This window comes from Anoxybacillus sp. ST4, from assembly GCF_019448545.1.
GTDB classification, from domain to species: Bacteria; Bacillota; Bacilli; order Bacillales; family Anoxybacillaceae; genus Anoxybacillus; species Anoxybacillus pushchinoensis.
Map to the genome: position 1 here is coordinate 40,588 of NZ_JAHZOE010000001.1, position 17,953 is coordinate 58,540.

Below are 17,953 nucleotides of genomic sequence, written 5' to 3' on the forward strand. Positions count from 1 at the left end.
CTTTTACACAACGTACGTCTCGTAGTTCGTATTCGCTTCAATGCAATGTTTCGCGCGTTGCCGATCATCTTCTGTTTGAAAACTTAAACGAAGCACACCGTAAATATCTTCTCTCGTTTCAATAATGCGAATATTTGTAATGCTAATACGCTCTTTTGCTAAATAACCTGTAATTTCAGAAATAACCCCCGGATAGTCTGGTACATCCACATATAAATCGTAAAAGGAAGGAATAGCCCCTTTCGTTCGGACAGGCAGCCCGTCACGAAACTGTTTCGCTTCATGAAAGTATTGATAAAGACGCTCGCTATCACCGTCCGCAACGTACATACGAATTTTTTTCATTTCCTCTATCCAACGATCAAACAAATGTAGCAATTCCTCTTTATTATGTATGAAAATATCGCGCCACATTTCTGGATTGCTAGAAGCAATACGCGTAATATCACGAAAACCACCTGCCGCTAATCGACTCACAAGCTCATCTTCCCGTTCGTACTGCTGTGCTTGATGAACGAGGCTTGCTGCAATGATGTGCGGAAAATGGCTAATGACTCCAGCAATTCGGTCATGCTCTTTCGGTGTTAATGTAACAAAGTGAGCTTTCGTTCCCTCAAGCCACTGTTTTAATCGCGTAACGTCTTCTTCTTTCACATGTTTTGTTGGCGTTAAAATATAAAAGGCATTTTCAAACAAATGCGCACGCGCAGCCGCAACACCGCTCTTATGGGAGCCGGCCATCGGATGCCCGCCGATAAACGCGACCCCTTTTTCTAATAGCGGCATCGCTTGATTGACGATACGCTCTTTCGTGCTTCCTACATCTGTAACGATAACGTGAGGGCGTAAAGAAAGCTCGAGCAGTTCACAAAGCAATTGTTCTGTTTGGACAACCGGGGCGGCAAGCACGATTACATCCGCCTCTTGTGCCGCATGAGCAAACGACGGCACCGCTTCATCAATAACGCCGAGCGAGCGCGCTAAACGCAACGATTCGCTCGACACATCATATCCAAAAATTTTCGCATCGTTATGTGCGCGCTTCATCGCAAGCGCGATTGAACCTCCGATTAAACCTAAACCAGCAATTAAAATGTTTCCCCGCAAAAACGCTCCCTTCTTTCTTTCAGCATGTTCGTTAAAGCATGAATAATGATTTCATTTTGTTCTGTCGACCCTACTGTTATGCGCACAGCTGTCGGAAAGCCAAGAGCGCATCCGGAGCGGACGATGATGCCACGCTGAAGCAAGTACGTAAACACTTCATCACCACTAAAGCCAAAATCAATTAAGATGAAATTTCCTTCAGACTTGTAGTAACGCAAACCGTGTTGATCGCAAAAAGCGTAAAATTGGTTTAATCCTTGTTTATTTTTTTGGACACATTGTTGAATAAATGGTTGATCGTTTAATGCTGCCAAGGCTGCGACTTGCGCAAGACGCGATGTATTAAATGGCTCGCGAGCTGGCTCGATCGCTCGTAAAACATGCTCGTGTGCCACGCCATATCCGATGCGAAGTGCCGCTAGTCCATACGCTTTCGAAAACGTGCGCAAAATCATTATATTTTCATATTGTTGGAGTAAAGCGACCGTATTTGGGTAATCTTCCGCTTGCACGTACTCATAATACGCTTCATCAATAACGACAAGCACATGTTTCGGCACGTTGGCTAAAAACGAGCGCAAAGAAGCGTCATTCACATACGTACCTGTCGGATTGTTTGGGCTACAAATCCAAACGACGCGCGTATTGTCATCGATCGCCTCAAGCATCGCTTCAAGATGATGATGTCCGTCTCGCAAAGGAATCTCGCGCACTTCTGCCCCTTCAATGATCGCATTATGGCGATATTGTGGAAACGTCGGTGTAGCCATGACTGTATTCGTCCCTTTTTGCAAAAATGCACGACAAATGATTTGAACGATCTCATCTGAGCCGTTCCCGAAAATAAGTTGCTTTCCCTCGACTCCCAAATGGGCCGCGAGCGCCTCGCGCAGCGACCGACTATATCCGTCAGGATATAAGGCTAAATGATCTAGTTCACTAACGATCGCATCGTGAACAAGCGGTGAGCATCCGTACGGATTTTCATTTGATGCAAGCTTAATAACCGTTTCTAGTCCATATTCCCGTTTCACTTCTTCAATCGGTTTGCCCGGTTGGTACGGTTTTAGTTGTTGTAATTGTTGTTTCACTTTCATTTTTTCTCACCCTCATCTTCAATGGTTCAATGAGCGCAGCAACATATTGCGAGAAAGCGATGAGCGCACGTTGACGTGTATCGATATTGATTAATTCGTCTTGAAGCTGTTCGATTTTTTGTACGATCGCGCTCCCGATGACGATGCCATCGCATACATGTTGGAGTTGCTCCACTTGCTGGGCGTTCGAAATGCCGAATCCGACAACGACAGGGACGCGACTATATCGCTTTACTTGTTGTAAAAATTCGTGCAATTGCGTCGGCAATGAATCCCGAATACCCGTTACTCCTAACGATGATACGCAATATAAAAACGATTTCGCTTGTGATGCAATCATTGCAATACGTTCATGCGACGTCGGGGCGACAAGTGAAATGTATGGGATGTCATATGCGTCACCTAACATTCTCATATGTTCGCTTTCTTCAAACGGCAAATCGGGAATAAGTACGCCGTTTGCGCCGTTTTGTTGCGCTAAAGCAAAAAAGCGTTCTTCTCCTAATTGTAACACAGGATTATAATACGTAAAGACAATAATCGGAATTTTTACACCTTTTTTTCGCATGCGACCGATGAGTTCAAGCGCTGTCGTCAACGTCATCCCTTGTTTTAACGCCCGGCTCGCCGCTCGCTGAATAATTGGTCCATCTGCAAGCGGATCTGAGTAAGGAACGCCGAGTTCTAATATCGTCGCACCTGCTTGTTCAAGAGCAATCGCTAAATCAATCGTTACTTCTTCAGACGGATCACCCGCAACGATAAACGGAATAAAATGTTTCATCTCGGCTCACTCCCTTCTAAGTAGTTCATTACCGTTTGCACATCTTTATCGCCTCTTCCTGATAGACAAACGAGAATGACTTCATCCGATGAGCGAAGGGGAGCAATTTGAAACGCTTTGGCGAGCGCGTGCGCTGACTCGATAGCAGGGATGATCCCTTCCGCTTCCGCCGTCATTTGCAGCGCGTTGATCGCTTCCTCATCCGTTACACTTTCATAGCGGACACGACCGATTGTAGCTAAATATGCATGCTCCGGTCCGACGCCTGGGTAATCTAGCCCTGCTGAAATAGAGTACGGTTCCGTAATTTGACCGTGTTCATCTTGCAATACGTATGTGAGCGAGCCATGAATGACGCCTTTTGTCCCTTTCGTTATCGTTGCGGCATGTTCAGTCGTATGCACTCCTTTTCCTGCTGCTTCGACGCCGATGCATTCGACGTCATCATCTAAAAACGGATGAAACATGCCGATTGCATTGCTGCCGCCGCCAACACATGCGATAATCACGTCTGGAAGTTTTCCTTCTACTTTCAACATTTGCTCGCGCGCTTCTTCGCCAATAATGCGTTGAAATTCGCGCACCATCATCGGATACGGATGCGGACCCACAACAGATCCAATCATATAAAAATGGTCATCACAATGCTCGACCCAATAGCGAATCGCCTCATTTGTCGCATCTTTTAGCGTTCGATTGCCGCTTGTTACTGGAATGACTTGCGCGCCAAGCAATTTCATACGAAAGACGTTTAATGCTTGCCGTTTTACGTCTTCTTCGCCCATAAACACTTTACATTCCATGCCGAAACGGGCGGCAACGGTAGCCGCAGCTACACCGTGCTGACCTGCACCTGTTTCAGCAATAATTTTTCGTTTTCCCATTCGTCTCGCTAACAACGCTTGACCGATGGCATTGTTAATTTTATGGGCGCCTGTATGGTTCAAGTCTTCGCGTTTAAAGTACATTTTCGCCCCGCCTAATCGTTCTGTCAAGTTTTTTGCAAACGTTAAAGCGGTCGGACGTCCTGAATACTCATATAAATGATGCATATATTCGGCATGAAACGAAGGGTCAGTCAGCGCCTTATGCCATTCGCGTTCCATATCGGCTAACGGGCGCATTAATGTTTCCGGAACAAACTTTCCACCGAACGTTCCAAAACGACCACGTTCATTCGGTACTGTCAACATGTTTTCACCTTCTGTTCGATTTTTTTTATTTTTTGGTCACTTTTTCGTTCGTCTTCTTCAATTCCGCTGCTTATATCTATGCCAAACGGTTCATATGCTAGCAGTTGTTCCACGTTTTCTGGGGTAATCCCACCTGCAATAAGACAAGGAACATGCTGCCGTTTCGCTTCTTCGATATAATAAGGAACATGCTCCCAATCGAATGAGACGCCCGTTCCTCCCCACGCTCCTTTTCTTCCGCTATCAATAACGAACCCGTCTGCAATTCCTTCCCACACGCGCATATATATCCACGCCTTATGTGCATGATGGATCACTTTCCAAACAGGAATTTGAAATGTTTGTTTTAATTGCTTCACCATTTGAACACTTTCCATACCGTGACACTGAATGATCGATAAAGGCACGTGCTCGAGAACAGAAGCAACAGAAGCAATCGTTGGATGAACGAACACCCCAACTGTTTGTTTGTCACGAAGTTCGACAGACGCTAACCATCGACTGACGTCTTTCGGCTCGACCTTTCGCTTGCTTTCAGCAAAAACAAACCCGATATAATCTGCTTGGCTTTTGGCAACACGTTGCACATCTTGCAACGAACGATTGCCACAATATTTTAAAACGGTCATATTTCACGCTCCCCAAACAATTCATAAATAGCTGCACGAACATCTTGTTTTCTCATCAACGCTTCACCGACGAGCATCGCATGAGCACCCGCTTGTTGTACTGTCCGAACATCATCGTACGTATGAATGCCGCTCTCACTTACAATAATGCAATCCGGTAAAAGCGGAACGATTTGTTTTGTCACATGAAGCGACGTACGAAACGTCGTTAAATCACGGTTATTAATGCCGATCGCTTTCGGCGTGAACCGCTTTAAAATGTTCTCTACCGTCTGAGGAGCATGTACTTCCACTAAACATTGCAATCCTATTTCGTGCGCTTCTTCATATAATTCGTGTAAAAAAGACGGATCAAGCGCCTCACCGATGAGCAAAATCGCATCTGCACCAATACGAACGCTTTCTACAAGCTGTTTGCGGTCGATAATAAAGTCTTTACGTAAAATCGGTATATGAATATGCTTTTTCACTTTCGTCACGTATGATCGATGTCCCTTAAAATATTGTTCATCTGTTAACACCGACACGGCGTCAGCGCCCGCCCGTTCGTACGCACACGCAATATCGACGACGTTCATTTGTTGTCGAATGATTCCTTTCGATGGCGACGCTTTTTTCACTTCCGCAATCAATCCTAAAAAGCGATGCGGTTTGGCTAAAGCGTCATAAAATGAACGACGAGGAAGGTGTTCGCATGCCTCTGGCAATTGTAACGATGCCACTTCTTCCCTTTTTGTTCGCAAAATGTGTTCAAGCATACATTTCACCTCTCAAACGTTGTAAGTACGCATGCGCGCAACCTGTTTCAATCGCGTGTTTCGCCATGTTCACTCCATTTGCAATGTCGGGTGCGACACCGGCAACATACAAAGCAACACCTGCATTGAGCAAAACGACATTTGTTGCACTTTCGTTCGCACAATTTGCAAACACACGTTCAATGAGTTGGGCACTCTCGCTTACGCTACCGACGCATATGTCAGATAAGCAACCGCGAGATAATCCGACATCTTCAGGAACAATAACGCGTTGCGACAGCTGTCCATCTTTCAACTCAATTAACAATGTTTCTGAAGCAACGCTACATTCATCTAAACCGTCACTGCTTGTGACAAACACTGTATGTTCTGTTCCGATTCGTTGCAGCGCTTCAGCCATTTTTAACGCATCTTTTGCATGATGCACTCCGATCACCTGTCTTGTTGGCTGAGCAGGATTAACAAGCGGACCGAGCAAATTAAACACGGTGCGCATTTTTAAACTTTGGCGAACAGGAGCTACATGTTTCATAGCCTCGTGGTAAAATGGGGCGAATAAAAAAACGAGACGATAGTTTTGCAACGCTTGTTTTGCCTCTTCCTCTGTTTTCGGCATCGGGATGCGAAAATGTTCAATCACATTGGCGCTCCCGCTCGTAGAAGAAACAGCGCGATTGCCATGCTTCGCCACCGCAACGCCAAGCGAGGCGATAAGCAAAGCGACAGCTGTCGAAATGTTAAACGTTCCTTTGCCATCTCCTCCTGTTCCGCACGTATCGATTACCGGCTCATCAAAAGAAACGGTGTGCATGCGTTGACGCATCGCTCGAATAAATCCGACAAGCTCATCGACCGTTTCACCGCGAAAACGCAACAAAGCTAGCAAAGCAGCTACTTGTCTTTCATCCGCTTCTCCGCTCATCATTACGTGCATCGCTTCATACGCTTCTCGTTCCGTCAACGTTTGTTGAGAAGCACATTTATGCAACAACTGTTCAAACACGTTGCTCCCCTCCTCGAAATACACGTTCTGCTAGTTGAATCGCGTGAATTAAGGCGCTCGCCTTATTGCGCGTTTCTTTCCATTCCAACGCAGGCAGCGAGTCGGCAACAACTCCCGCCCCCGCTTGTACGTATGCTACCCCTTGTTTTAATACGGCCGTACGAATGGCAATACATGAGTCAATGTTGCCATCAAAGCCGATATATGCAATGGCGCCTGCATAAACGTTGCGCGCTGTCGGCTCTAGTTCTTGAATGATTTGCATCGCCCGAATTTTCGGTGCTCCGCTAACCGTTCCAGCAGGAAAAGCAGCTGTCAACGCATCAAGCGGATGAACATCATCTCGAAGCGTCCCTTTCACTTTAGAAATGAGATGCATGACGTGCGAAAACTTCCCAATTTGCATAAATTGCGTGGTGCGTACCGTCCCATACATAGCGACGCGCCCAATATCGTTGCGAGCTAAATCGACAAGCATATAATGTTCTGCACGCTCTTTCGGATCATGAAGCAAATCATGCATGAGAGCCTCATCTTCTCGTTCATTTTTCCCGCGTCGACGCGTGCCTGCGATCGGATCGATTTCAAGTTCCCGATTCCGCACTTGAATGAGCTTTTCTGGAGAGCTACCGATGATTTGTTCTTCACCAAACTTTAAATAAAATAAGTAAGGTGATGGATTTAATAAACGCAACAAACGATATAGTTCAAGTCCGTCAATCGACGTTTCAATAGCAAACCGTTGTGATAAAACGACTTGAAAAACATCCCCGCTTGCAATGTATGATTGAATGCGCTCAACCGCTTCGTAAAATGTTTTTTTATCCATATTTGAGCGCACACGATCAAATGAAACAGGGATATGTCGTTCGAACATCATATGCGCCTGTTCATCACAACCGTGAACCATTTTGCGCGCCAACTTATCGATTTTTTGACAAGCAACTTCGTATTTTTGAATGCACGTTTGCTCATTGTCTTTCTCGGTTAACCGAACATAATGAATGAGCAGCAATTCCTTTTTTACATGATCGAAAGCAAATAGTGTCTCACAAACGACAAAATGGATGATTTTCATTTGTAAATCGTTATAGGTATGATACGGAACTTTCTCAATAGAAGAAATAAAATCGTAGCTTATATAACCGACAGCTCCCCCACGAAACGGAACGTCCAATGCCAACGGCTGAACGTTTACATGTTGTTGCATAAACGCGAACGCTTCTTTCATCGTCGATGTGCATATAAGTGTGCGCTGCTGTTCTTTAACAAAAAACCGCTTTCCATCATCGCTTTCAATCGATATGAATGGCTGAATACCGATAAACGAATAGCGCGACCAAGGCGACATGTCGTCCCCACTTTCAAGTAAAAACGCTGCCTCATCACGTAAAGCCGTAAATAGTTGAATTGGCTGAAACGTGTCGGCAAAAAATCGCCTCACAATCGGAATCGTTCGAAATTGGGAAGCTGCCTGTAAAAATGCAGTTATATTCATGGTCGTTCTCCTTTCTTGGAGAATGAACACGAGGGGAAACAAAGAGGAAACAAAAAAGCCTAAAGACGGGCAGTCCTTAGGCGTACGTCACGTAACGATCCTCTGCTCCGCTCTCACTCATTCTCTACTCAACTCTTACTCTACTCAGCTAACTTACAAACCATCATATTATATTTCTGACTTTTTTGTCAACTGCAAATCTGGTCGAAGCTGGATCGCATCGCGCAAATATACATGTTGAATGTCTTGCTGTGCTCGCTTCGTATGTACGGTCATCATGACGCGAATACATTTCGGCAATGCTTGTGGCACGTTAATTTCGCGCATGCACATGACGGGGACGTACGTCCAACCGTCAAGATGACGCAGCGCTTTGGCGGGAAAGGTAGCGTTTAAATCATCGGTCATTGAAATCAACACGGATACGACATCTTCTGCACGAACATCATTTTGGCGTACCATTTCTACTAACAAACGTTCCGTTTCCGCTATAATTTCTTGCTCGTCATTATCGCTCACCGTCGTTGCTCCGCGAATCGCTCGAATCAACCTTGCCTCCCCCCTTCCTCGACAAACGCATATAGCCATTGCAATAATTCGTCGTCACTTATGCGCTCGACGCATACAGTCCCGATCTCTTTCATTAGCACCATGCGCACCGTTTGCTCTTTTGATTTTTTATCTTTTTTCATTTTTGCAAGTAGACGTTCAGGCGATACGTGTGATGGGAGCGATGTCGGAAAACCGTAACGGTGAAATAACGCCCGGAACGACGAATAAAAAAGCGGTTGCTTGTAAAAACGTTCACTCACAAAAATCGCAAATAGCATGCCGAGCGCGACCGCATCTCCGTGCGTCATCACCCCATAACCGAGCTCGCTCTCTAACGCATGGCCGAGCGTGTGGCCGAAGTTTAAGTGCGCGCGAACGCTGTGCTCTTTTTCATCTTGTGCGACAACGGCCGCTTTAATTTCAATTCCTTTTTGAATAGCGTATTGTAGTCGATCGCCACGCAAATCTGCTAGCTTTTGTACGTTCGCTTGTAACCAACCGAAAAAAGCGCGATCGTATATTAAAGCGTGTTTAATAATTTCTGCAAAACCCGACCGCATTTCTCGTTCTGGTAGTGTATAAAGCAAGGAAATGTCATAGATGACGAGTTCAGGCTGATAAAAAGCACCAATCATATTTTTTCCAAGTGGATGGTTAATCGCTGTCTTTCCGCCCACAGCACTATCATGTGCGAGCAATGTCGTCGGCACTTGGACGAACCGAATGCCGCGCATATACGTTGCTGCAACAAAACCAGCTAAGTCTCCGACGACCCCTCCACCAAAGGCAACGATTAACGAATCACGGTCTAAATTGTTCGTTAACGCAGCGGTATGGCACGCATAAAATTGCTCGAATGACTTCGCTTCTTCCCCGCTTGGAATAATATGTGTATACACTCGATCGTACGTTTGACGAAGCGCATGCTGCACATCGGATAAATAAAGCGAAGCGACCGTTTCGTCTGCAACAATAAGCACAGCTGTAACATGTGGACAGACGCGATCGATCATACGATCAATCATGTGCAACAGTTCATTCCCAATGACAACGTCGTATCGTTTCGACGGCGTAGCGATATGAATGCGTTTCATCGTTAAAACTCCTTTGCGTATCGACGCATATTTTCAACATTTTCAATAATAAGATCGAGACGATCTTGTCCGAATTGTTCGACAATCGCATTTGCAATTTCCCACGCCACAACCGCTTCAGCGACGACGCTCGCTGCCGGAACAGCACAACTATCCGAACGTTCGATGCTTGCTGCAAACGGTTCTTTCGTTTCAATGTCGACACTCATGAGCGGCTTATATAACGTCGGAATCGGCTTCATCACCCCGCGCACAACAATCGGCATTCCCGTTGTCATTCCACCTTCAAATCCGCCAAGTCGATTCGTTTTACGCGTATATCCTGTTTCTGGACTCCATACAATTTCATCGTGCACGTCACTTCCGAAACGGCGTGCCGCTTCAAAGCCGATACCAAATTCAACCCCTTTAAACGCATTAATACTGACAACAGCAGCGGCAATTTTTGCGTCTAACTTTCGATCGTAATGAACGTAGCTTCCGACACCCGCAGGAACACCTTCAACGATCACTTCAACGACTCCTCCAATCGAGTCACCTTTTTCTTTCGCTTCGTCAATGGCTGCCATCATCTTTTTCTCCGCTTCCGCGTCAAAACAACGGACAGGAGATTGCTCTGTCACTTGCTGCAATTGTTCAAGCGATGTATACGCCGTATGTTCCGCTTTTATCCCTCCAATTTCAACGACATGGCTTGCGACGCGAATGCCCAACTCCGATAAAATGCGTTTCGCTACCGCTCCAGCTGCCACGCGCACGGTCGTTTCACGCGCAGAAGAGCGCTCGAGCACGTTGCGCATATCGCGATGACCATATTTAATCGCCCCGTTTAAATCCGCATGTCCTGGACGTGGACGTGTCACTTTTCGCTTGACTTCTTCTGTTTCATCGTTGAGCGGCTCAACGCCCATAATGTTTGTCCAATGTTTCCAATCGCGGTTTTCCACAACGAGTGTAATTGGAGAACCGAGCGTTTTTCCGTGACGAACACCGCTTAAAATTTTCACTTCGTCTTTTTCAATTTGCATTCGTCGTCCGCGACCGTATCCTTTTTGACGACGCGCCAAGTCTTCATTAATATGCTCTGCTAAAAGCGTCAATCCTGCTGGAACACCTTCAATAATTGTTGTTAATTGTGGACCGTGTGATTCACCTGCCGTTAAGTACCGCAATGTTCTCTCTCCCTTCAACTCTTTAAAGCGATTATGTATGAATATAGCACATTTTTCTCACCGACGTAACCCCTGAATTGCACAGAAAGCGACCGCGTTCGGTCGCAACTATATTTTTCGATAAAAAAACGTATCTTCTACTTCAAAGCCGTATGCTGTCGGATTAAAAATTTGTTCTGTGCTGCCGACAAAAAATATCCCTCCCGAACGAAGGGCGCGATTAAATTTGAAATACAACTCATGTTTTGCCTCTTCCGTAAAATAAATAAGCACGTTGCGGCAAACGATTAAATCGAAATTCGTATCAAACGGATCAGCAAGCAAATTATGTTTTTTAAATGTGACCGTTCGTTTAATATCATCAATAATTTTGTAATGAGATCCTTCTTTTATAAAAAACTTTTTCTTCACATCTTCTGGAACTTCTTGAAGAGATCGTTCCATGTAAATGCCAAGTTTCGCCCGGGCCATCGCATTATCGTCAATGTCTGTCGCTAATACAGACACTTGTGATAACGGCATGAACTTGGACAAAATGATTGCTAGCGTATATGGCTCTTCCCCTGTCGAACAAGCCGCACTCCATACTTTTAGACGCTTGTTTTTCTCAAGCAACTTAGGGATGATTTTTTTCTCGAGCACTTCCCACCGTTTCGCGTTGCGGAAAAATTCAGATACGTTGATCGTCATGCGGTCTAAAAACTCATGAAACAATGCTTGGTCATGATTCATCGCCTTGAAAAATTCATCAAAATTGTTAAACCCTTTTTTTTCATAAAGAGAAGTTAATCGGCGCTTCATTTGTGCCTCTTTATATAGAGCCAAATCAATTCCTGTTTTTCGTTTGACGTTCGCAATAAATTGTTGATAATCACTCATACACAAACTCCTCTTTCCTTTTCTTTCATACATCCAGTATAACGAAAATGCGAGAAAACAGAAATAAAAAAATAAAGATAGGCATACGCCTACCTTTATCTATAAAAAGTATACGATTTGCTACTACAGCAAAAAACTGTCTTTAAGCGAAAGGGAAGCGCTTTGCGCTTTTTTTAATATACCCACTCGTTTATTAGCTTGTTGTAGGAAACGAGTTCTTCTTCTTTGAAAAACAGCTGAATTTCACGAGCCGCACTTTCTTTTGAGTCGGAACCGTGAATGATATTTTTTCCGACCGTTAAGCCAAAATCACCGCGAATAGTACCCGGCAATGCTTCTTGTGGGTTTGTTTTCCCCATCATTTGACGAGCGGTGGCGATGACGTTTTCTCCTTCCCATACCATCGCAAATACTGGGCCGGACGTAATAAACCCAACGAGCTCACCGAAAAATGGGCGCTCCTTATGCTCTGCGTAATGTTGCTCAGCAAGCTCGCGCGATACTTGCATGAGCTTAGCTCCAACAAGCTGAAATCCTTTGCGCTCAAAGCGCGCGACGATGTCACCGATCACACCGCGCTGTACCCCATCTGGTTTGACCATTAGAAACGTTCTTTCCATGACGAATTCTCCACCCCTGATACGTTATGTATTGGAAATGACTCCTCCGCAATTATATCATTGTGCATGCAAATTAGCAATATTCGCCATGAAAACGATTTAATTTTTCTTTTAATATTTCCGCTTTCCAATGTATTTTGCGATGTTATAAAGTGCCGTCCAAGCGCGGTTGCGCGGCAACTTTTGAAGCATATCGAGCGCTTTTTGCAAGTAGCGGTCACCGAGTTCATACGATTTTTCAATGGCGTTTGTTCGTTTAATGCCATCAATGACATGAGCCATCTCACGACTTGTCGTATGTTCGTTTACTTTCATAATTTGTTCTTTTAACGTCCGTTCTTCCATCGCATATAAAACAGGAAGCGTCACATTCCCTTGTGACAAGTCGCTTCCTGCTGGTTTACCGAGCTGTTTTTCCGTCCCGATAAAATCGAGAATATCATCCGTAATTTGAAATGACATCCCGACGTAATAGCCGAACCAATACAACTTTTTATGAACAGCTTCAGGTGCCCCAGCGACGACGGCGCCAAGTTGACAGCTTGCCGCAATGAGTAAAGCTGTCTTTCTTTTAATTCGTTGTAAGTAGCGCCGCAAATTTTGATCAAATCGATATTTGTCACTAATTTGCTCAATTTCTCCACGACATACTTCAACAATGGTTTTCGCTAAAATTTGATGGGCAATCGGATCGTCAATTTCGCACATTTGTTCAAGCGCGCGGGCAAATAAATAATCGCCGACGTACATGGCAAAACGATCTCCCCATCTCGCTTGAATCGTCTCTTTTCCTCGCCGCAACGTCGCCCCATCAATGACATCATCGTGAACGAGCGAAGCCATATGGATAAGCTCAAGAGCGACAGCCACTCGTTTCATCTGCTCAAAATGATATGTGCCAAATTGGCCACCGAGTAAAACGAATACTGGACGAATGCGCTTTCCACCCGCCTCAAGCAAATGCAACGACGCTTCGTTGACGAGCGGATCGGACGCCTGAACCGTTGTTTTTAATTGTTCTTCAATTCGGTTTAAGTCCCCATTTAAAAACGAATACATCGCCTTTAGCTTCATCACTATTCACCTTAATATTCATCAGGTTTATGTCCGAGATGCATCGCCGCCACTCCGAACGTATACGGTTTCACTTGTACGCGCACAAAGCCAGCCTCACGAAACATGTCTGCCAGCTCATCCATTCCAGGAAACTCACGTGCTGATTCTTGTAACCATGAGTATTCTTCATAACTTTTTGCAAAAATCTTTCCAAAAAAAGGCATGATATATCGGAAATATGCGTAATACAATTGTCGAAAACCGATCAATGTTGGTTGGGATGTTTCTAAACAGACGACTTTTCCACCTGGCTTGGCAACACGATACATTTCTTTTAGTACGGTCATATAGTCAGGGACGTTGCGCAATCCGAAGCCGATTGTCACGTAGTCAAACGTGTTGTCGGGAAACGGCAAGCTCATCGCGTTGCCGTGGACGAGGGTAACATGCTGAAATCCGCGCTCTCTTACTTTTTCTTCCCCAACTTTTAACATATTGCGGCTAAAGTCGAGCCCGTATACTTCTCCGCTAGGTCCAACAGCTTCTGCTAGCGCAATCGTCCAGTCGGCTGTCCCACAACATACATCGAGCGCTTTCGCCCCTTTTTGCACATTCATTCGCTTCATCGTATCTTTGCGCCATGCGACATGGCGTTTAAAACTAATGACTGAATTCATACGATCGTAATGATCAGAAATTTTTTCAAACACGCGATGGACACGTTCTTCTTTTGACTGGTGCATAAAAATCCCCTTCTTTCAACTGAAATCAAGCGAGGAGATGAGAAAATCGCTCTTTCACTTCTTCATGATGCAAATGAAAAAGGTCTTGTACTTTTCGTTTACAATGATCGGTATAATCGACCATTGCTTTCGATTTTGTCTCTTCGCGTTGAATGCGCTTGAGCGAAAACAAGTAATATGCAAGCTCTCCCCACTCATGAGCATGCACGTGTTCTGAAAGCTTGCGAAGCAATGCTGATTCGATTACACCGATACAATGAAAACGTTCAACGTCATCTGGCGACAGCTGTTGCAAACGAATCTTTTGTATATTGATTTCTTTAATCGCCTCGGCAAAGCGGCGAATGAGTGACATGTCATGCCGTTGCGCTAAAAACTCGTAATACAATCCGCTATATAAGTCTCCCGCAAGCACTGTTAATTGCTTTTTTTGCATCATTTGCTGCTTATCTACTTCATCATGGGTATCAAGGGCGAGTTGAATTAACATCATGGCGAATACATAATCGAGTGCGGTGCTTGCTTCCACTCGAGCTGAACGTAACATAGAAAGAGCAAACGATATGCGATCTTCGTCTATCGTGCGTGGCTGTATATAGCGATCTACATACGAATGGGCAATTGCGTGCTGAATGCGCGTTCGTATTTGTTCCATTTGCTGTCGTATATCCATGATTCATCACCCTTGCTTCCCGAAAACTCAGGCTCTATTATATCATAAACTATCTTCACGTTAACGATGATTTTTCGCATCGGATTGAATTTCGCCGTGCTGTGTTTGAATGAGCGCTTTTCCGCGCACTTTAATGGCTGATGTATGCTCTGTAAATTGAGCGATGAGCACTTCTCCTTGATCGAGCTTTTCTGAATGATGAAAACGTGTATCTGAACCACGCGTTAATCCAATCACGTTTACTCCATCTTCTAACGCTTTAATGACCACATAATCCCCTTGCATCATAACACCCTCCTACTTTATAAGTGCCAATATTTCAGCGCGCGCTTTTTCATCCTCTGCAAGCGTTCCGCGCACAGCAGTCGTAACTGTTTTCGCTCCTGGTTTTTTCACACCCCGCATCGTCATACACATATGTTCCGCTTCGACAACGACCATGACTCCATGCGGCTCAAGCGTATCCATAATCGCATCAGCTACCGTTGCCGTAATTCGCTCTTGCAACTGCGGACGCCGTGCCACCGTTTCTACTGTTCGTGCTAGTTTACTTAACCCTGTTACTTTGCCACCGCGTGGAATGTATGCGACGTGGGCAACACCAAAAAACGGAACGAGATGATGTTCACACATCGAATAGAACGGAATGTCTTTGACGAGGACAAGTTCTTCATGGTCTTCACTAAACACCGTTTGCAAGTGCACTTTTGGATCTTCGTTTAAGCCAGAGAACACCTCAGCATACATTTTTGCCACTCGTTTCGGTGTGTCTAGCAATCCTTCACGATTCGGGTCTTCACCAATCGCCTCTAAAATTAAGCGAACCGCCTGTTCGATTTGTTGCATATTCATGTACAGCATCCTCCTAACATTCAACTTCACGTAATCCGATTCTAGCATACCAAACGGAAAAAAGGCAAAAAAGAAGAGGCAGCTCGCAATCGGCTACCTCTTTCGCTGTATGTAATTGCTTACTTTACAGCATCCTTTAACGCTTTCCCAGGTTTGAAAGCAGGAACTTTGCTTGCAGCAATTTCGATTTCTTCTCCTGTTTGCGGGTTGCGTCCTTTACGCGCTGCACGCTCACGCACTTCGAAGTTACCAAAACCGATTAATTGCACTTTATCGCCGTTTTTAAGCGCTTCTGTAATTGCGTCAAAAACAGCATCAACTGCTTTAGATGCATCTTTTTTAGAAAGACCGCTTGCTTCAGCGACTGCATTAATTAATTCCGTTTTGTTCATGCCATTCACCTCCTCCCAAAGCGTATGCGCTATACGTTACTTTCAGTTGTTTACACTTTCTATTGTTTCTATACATTAACACGCCTTATATTAACTGATTCTTGCTTATAATTCAACATTTTTTCAACAAAATCATGCAATTTGCCTATTATTCTCCAACGAGCCTAACATTTTCTGAATAAAGATTATCATATCGCTCTTTTTGACTGCAAGAGAAATTTTTCATCTAAAACAAAAAAGACCCCACATGGAGTCTTTTTATAAGATGATAGCAATTAATCCACCAGAACCTTCATTAATGATGCGCTCTAACGTCTCTTTTAATTTGTAACGCGCGTTTTCTGGCATGAGGGCGAGCTTCGCTTGAATGCCTTCGCGAACAATGGAGCTAAGTGAACGCCCAAAAATATCAGAGTTCCAAATGGAGAGCGGATCATCCTCGAAATCTTGCATTAAGTAGCGAACGAGCTCTTCGCTCTGTTTTTCCGTTCCGATAATTGGAGCGAACTCTGATTCAACATCGACTTTAATCATATGAATAGATGGTGCCACCGCTTTTAACCGCACACCGAAACGCGATCCTTGACGAATGATTTCCGGTTCATCTAAACTCATATCAGAAAGCGATGGGGCGGCGATGCCATATCCTGTTTGTTTAACCATGCGAAGCGCATCCGCGATTTGATCGTACTCTGCTTTTGCATAAGCAAAGTCTTGCATTAATTGCAACAAGTGATCTTTTCCTCGTATTTCAACGCCTACAACTTCTTTTAAAATTTGATCGTACAACTCATCTGGGGCATACAAATCAATTTCTGCAATACCTTGCCCCATTTCAATGCCAGCTAAACGAGCTTCATCAATAAAATCATATTCGCTAAATTGTTGTACGACTCGATCTACGTCGCGCAATCGTTTAATATCTTTCACTGTATCGCGCACCGCTTCTTGATAGCTTTCACGCAGCCAATGATTTTCACGCAACACCATGACCCAGTTCGGCAAATTGACGTTCACCTCTAGCACTGGGAACTCATATAATGCCTCACGAAGCACTTGGTACACGTCCGCTTCACGCATTCCTTCAACGCTTAACGCTAATACTGGAATATCGTATTTTTCACTTAACTGTTGCTTTAGCGTCTCCGTTTCAGGATGTTGCGGACGCACCGTATTAATAATCATAATAAACGGCTTACCTACTTCTTTTAACTCATTGACAACTCGTTCTTCCGCTTCAATATAATTTTCGCGCGGAATTTCTCCAATCGTTCCATCCGTTGTAATGACGACACCGATCGTCGAATGTTCTTGAATGACTTTTCTCGTGCCGATTTCAGCCGCCTCTTGAAACGGAATTGGCTCTTCATACCACGGGGTATGGATCATGCGCGGACCGTTTTCATCTTCAAACCCTTTCGCCCCTTGCACCGTATAACCGACACAATCGACGAGACGGATGTTCACTTCAAGTCCATCATCAACTTTCACTTTCACAGCTTGATTTGGAACAAACTTCGGCTCTGTCGTCATAATTGTTTTCCCCGCTGCACTTTGCGGCAGTTCATCTTGTGCCCGAGCTCTATCTGCTTCGTTTTGAATATTCGGAATGACAACAAGTTCCATAAACTTTTTAATAAACGTCGATTTTCCTGTTCGAACGGCGCCCACAACCCCTAAATAAATATCTCCGCCTGTTCGCTCAGCAATATCTTTAAAAAGATCGACCTTTTCCAACTGCCTTCCCTCCCTTATATTTAAAACATATGAGGACACTATATGCATATGTTGTTGTCCTATTTGTTTATGACTAAAAAAATCCCTTCTCTAAAATGTATTTGTTTAGAGAAG

Annotated in this window: 20 protein-coding genes; all 20 read right to left on the reverse strand. The window is 44.5% G+C overall.

Annotated features, from left to right (window positions below; genetic code table 11):
* Positions 1 to 3: 3 nt before the first annotated feature.
* The gene (locus K1I44_RS00240; protein ID WP_219984923.1) at positions 4 to 1,107 is read right to left on the reverse strand and encodes a prephenate dehydrogenase; all 1,104 of its coding nucleotides are present in this window, start codon (positions 1,105 to 1,107) and stop codon (positions 4 to 6) included.
* Positions 1,089 to 2,204, reverse strand: a complete 1,116-nt coding sequence (gene hisC, locus K1I44_RS00245; protein WP_219984924.1) for a histidinol-phosphate transaminase — start codon at positions 2,202 to 2,204, stop codon at positions 1,089 to 1,091. The genes K1I44_RS00240 and hisC overlap by 19 nt, the downstream gene beginning before the upstream one ends.
* Positions 2,146 to 2,988 (reverse strand): tryptophan synthase subunit alpha, encoded by an 843-nt coding sequence (gene trpA / locus K1I44_RS00250; RefSeq protein ID WP_219984925.1) that lies wholly within the window; start codon positions 2,986 to 2,988, stop codon positions 2,146 to 2,148. Before trpA ends, hisC begins: the two co-directional genes overlap by 59 nt.
* On the reverse strand, positions 2,985 to 4,181 hold the full coding sequence (trpB, locus tag K1I44_RS00255; RefSeq protein WP_003394548.1) for a tryptophan synthase subunit beta: 1,197 nt from the start codon (positions 4,179 to 4,181) through the stop codon (positions 2,985 to 2,987). Before trpB ends, trpA begins: the two co-directional genes overlap by 4 nt.
* Positions 4,175 to 4,810: a phosphoribosylanthranilate isomerase gene (locus K1I44_RS00260; protein WP_219984926.1), complete on the reverse strand. Its 636-nt coding sequence runs from the start codon at positions 4,808 to 4,810 to the stop codon at positions 4,175 to 4,177. Before K1I44_RS00260 ends, trpB begins: the two co-directional genes overlap by 7 nt.
* Positions 4,807 to 5,568 carry an indole-3-glycerol phosphate synthase TrpC gene (trpC, locus tag K1I44_RS00265; RefSeq protein WP_219984927.1) on the reverse strand — a complete coding sequence of 254 codons (762 nt, stop codon included), beginning with the start codon at positions 5,566 to 5,568 and terminating at the stop codon, positions 4,807 to 4,809. The genes K1I44_RS00260 and trpC overlap by 4 nt, the downstream gene beginning before the upstream one ends.
* Complete coding sequence (gene trpD, locus K1I44_RS00270) at positions 5,561 to 6,571, reverse strand: anthranilate phosphoribosyltransferase (protein ID WP_219984928.1); 1,011 nt, start codon at positions 6,569 to 6,571, stop codon at positions 5,561 to 5,563. Before trpD ends, trpC begins: the two co-directional genes overlap by 8 nt.
* Positions 6,564 to 8,069: an anthranilate synthase component I gene (trpE, locus tag K1I44_RS00275; RefSeq protein ID WP_219984929.1), complete on the reverse strand. Its 1,506-nt coding sequence runs from the start codon at positions 8,067 to 8,069 to the stop codon at positions 6,564 to 6,566. The genes trpD and trpE overlap by 8 nt, the downstream gene beginning before the upstream one ends.
* Before the next feature lie 168 nt (positions 8,070 to 8,237).
* The gene (gene aroH / locus K1I44_RS00280) at positions 8,238 to 8,618 is read right to left on the reverse strand and encodes a chorismate mutase (protein ID WP_003394538.1); all 381 of its coding nucleotides are present in this window, start codon (positions 8,616 to 8,618) and stop codon (positions 8,238 to 8,240) included.
* Entirely contained in the window at positions 8,615 to 9,715 is a 1,101-nt protein-coding gene (gene aroB / locus K1I44_RS00285; protein WP_219984930.1) for a 3-dehydroquinate synthase, read from the reverse strand. The genes aroH and aroB overlap by 4 nt, the downstream gene beginning before the upstream one ends.
* A 2-nt stretch (positions 9,716 to 9,717) precedes the next feature.
* Positions 9,718 to 10,887 carry a chorismate synthase gene (gene aroC, locus K1I44_RS00290; RefSeq protein WP_003394532.1) on the reverse strand — a complete coding sequence of 390 codons (1,170 nt, stop codon included), beginning with the start codon at positions 10,885 to 10,887 and terminating at the stop codon, positions 9,718 to 9,720.
* 108 nt (positions 10,888 to 10,995) lie between these two features.
* Positions 10,996 to 11,766, reverse strand: a complete 771-nt coding sequence (locus tag K1I44_RS00295) for a CheR family methyltransferase (RefSeq protein WP_219984931.1) — start codon at positions 11,764 to 11,766, stop codon at positions 10,996 to 10,998.
* Positions 11,767 to 11,939: 173 nt separating this feature from the next.
* Complete coding sequence (gene ndk, locus K1I44_RS00300; protein ID WP_219984932.1) at positions 11,940 to 12,386, reverse strand: nucleoside-diphosphate kinase; 447 nt, start codon at positions 12,384 to 12,386, stop codon at positions 11,940 to 11,942.
* Between the two features lie 111 nt (positions 12,387 to 12,497).
* A complete protein-coding gene (gene hepT, locus K1I44_RS00305) occupies positions 12,498 to 13,460 on the reverse strand; it encodes a heptaprenyl diphosphate synthase component II (RefSeq protein WP_219984933.1) in 963 nt (320 codons plus the stop codon).
* An 11-nt stretch (positions 13,461 to 13,471) separates the two neighbouring features.
* Complete coding sequence (locus K1I44_RS00310; protein ID WP_219984934.1) at positions 13,472 to 14,185, reverse strand: demethylmenaquinone methyltransferase; 714 nt, start codon at positions 14,183 to 14,185, stop codon at positions 13,472 to 13,474.
* A 25-nt stretch (positions 14,186 to 14,210) separates the two neighbouring features.
* Positions 14,211 to 14,858: a heptaprenyl diphosphate synthase component 1 gene (locus K1I44_RS00315; RefSeq protein ID WP_219984935.1), complete on the reverse strand. Its 648-nt coding sequence runs from the start codon at positions 14,856 to 14,858 to the stop codon at positions 14,211 to 14,213.
* 60 nt (positions 14,859 to 14,918) lie between these two features.
* Positions 14,919 to 15,146 carry a trp RNA-binding attenuation protein MtrB gene (gene mtrB, locus K1I44_RS00320; RefSeq protein WP_004889838.1) on the reverse strand — a complete coding sequence of 76 codons (228 nt, stop codon included), beginning with the start codon at positions 15,144 to 15,146 and terminating at the stop codon, positions 14,919 to 14,921.
* Positions 15,147 to 15,155: 9 nt separating this feature from the next.
* Positions 15,156 to 15,719 (reverse strand): GTP cyclohydrolase I FolE, encoded by a 564-nt coding sequence (gene folE / locus K1I44_RS00325; RefSeq protein ID WP_003394525.1) that lies wholly within the window; start codon positions 15,717 to 15,719, stop codon positions 15,156 to 15,158.
* A gap of 110 nt (positions 15,720 to 15,829) precedes the next feature.
* On the reverse strand, positions 15,830 to 16,102 hold the full coding sequence (locus K1I44_RS00330) for an HU family DNA-binding protein (protein WP_003394524.1): 273 nt from the start codon (positions 16,100 to 16,102) through the stop codon (positions 15,830 to 15,832).
* A 258-nt stretch (positions 16,103 to 16,360) separates the two neighbouring features.
* The gene (gene spoIVA / locus K1I44_RS00335; RefSeq protein WP_219984936.1) at positions 16,361 to 17,839 is read right to left on the reverse strand and encodes a stage IV sporulation protein A; all 1,479 of its coding nucleotides are present in this window, start codon (positions 17,837 to 17,839) and stop codon (positions 16,361 to 16,363) included.
* Positions 17,840 to 17,953 lie beyond the last annotated feature (114 nt).

Excerpts from the sequence above, each read along its gene's own strand:
- trpB (WP_003394548.1), bottom strand. The coding sequence starts at position 4,181 with ATGTTGACAGTACCGAATGAACGTGGTCGTTTTGGAACGTTCGGTGGA.
- hepT (WP_219984933.1), bottom strand. The coding sequence starts at position 13,460 with ATGAAGCTAAAGGCGATGTATTCGTTTTTAAATGGGGACTTAAACCGA.
- hisC (WP_219984924.1), bottom strand. The coding sequence starts at position 2,204 with ATGAAAGTGAAACAACAATTACAACAACTAAAACCGTACCAACCGGGC.
- trpE (WP_219984929.1), bottom strand. The coding sequence starts at position 8,069 with ATGAATATAACTGCATTTTTACAGGCAGCTTCCCAATTTCGAACGATT.
- K1I44_RS00330 (WP_003394524.1), bottom strand. The coding sequence starts at position 16,102 with ATGAACAAAACGGAATTAATTAATGCAGTCGCTGAAGCAAGCGGTCTT.
- mtrB (WP_004889838.1), bottom strand. The coding sequence starts at position 15,146 with ATGATGCAAGGGGATTATGTGGTCATTAAAGCGTTAGAAGATGGAGTA.
- aroB (WP_219984930.1), bottom strand. The coding sequence starts at position 9,715 with ATGAAACGCATTCATATCGCTACGCCGTCGAAACGATACGACGTTGTC.
- K1I44_RS00260 (WP_219984926.1), bottom strand. The coding sequence starts at position 4,810 with ATGACCGTTTTAAAATATTGTGGCAATCGTTCGTTGCAAGATGTGCAA.
- K1I44_RS00295 (WP_219984931.1), bottom strand. The coding sequence starts at position 11,766 with ATGAGTGATTATCAACAATTTATTGCGAACGTCAAACGAAAAACAGGA.
- ndk (WP_219984932.1), bottom strand. The coding sequence starts at position 12,386 with ATGGAAAGAACGTTTCTAATGGTCAAACCAGATGGGGTACAGCGCGGT.
- trpA (WP_219984925.1), bottom strand. The coding sequence starts at position 2,988 with ATGAAACATTTTATTCCGTTTATCGTTGCGGGTGATCCGTCTGAAGAA.
- K1I44_RS00315 (WP_219984935.1), bottom strand. The coding sequence starts at position 14,858 with ATGGATATACGACAGCAAATGGAACAAATACGAACGCGCATTCAGCAC.
- trpC (WP_219984927.1), bottom strand. The coding sequence starts at position 5,568 with ATGCTTGAACACATTTTGCGAACAAAAAGGGAAGAAGTGGCATCGTTA.
- folE (WP_003394525.1), bottom strand. The coding sequence starts at position 15,719 with ATGCTGTACATGAATATGCAACAAATCGAACAGGCGGTTCGCTTAATT.
- K1I44_RS00310 (WP_219984934.1), bottom strand. The coding sequence starts at position 14,185 with ATGCACCAGTCAAAAGAAGAACGTGTCCATCGCGTGTTTGAAAAAATT.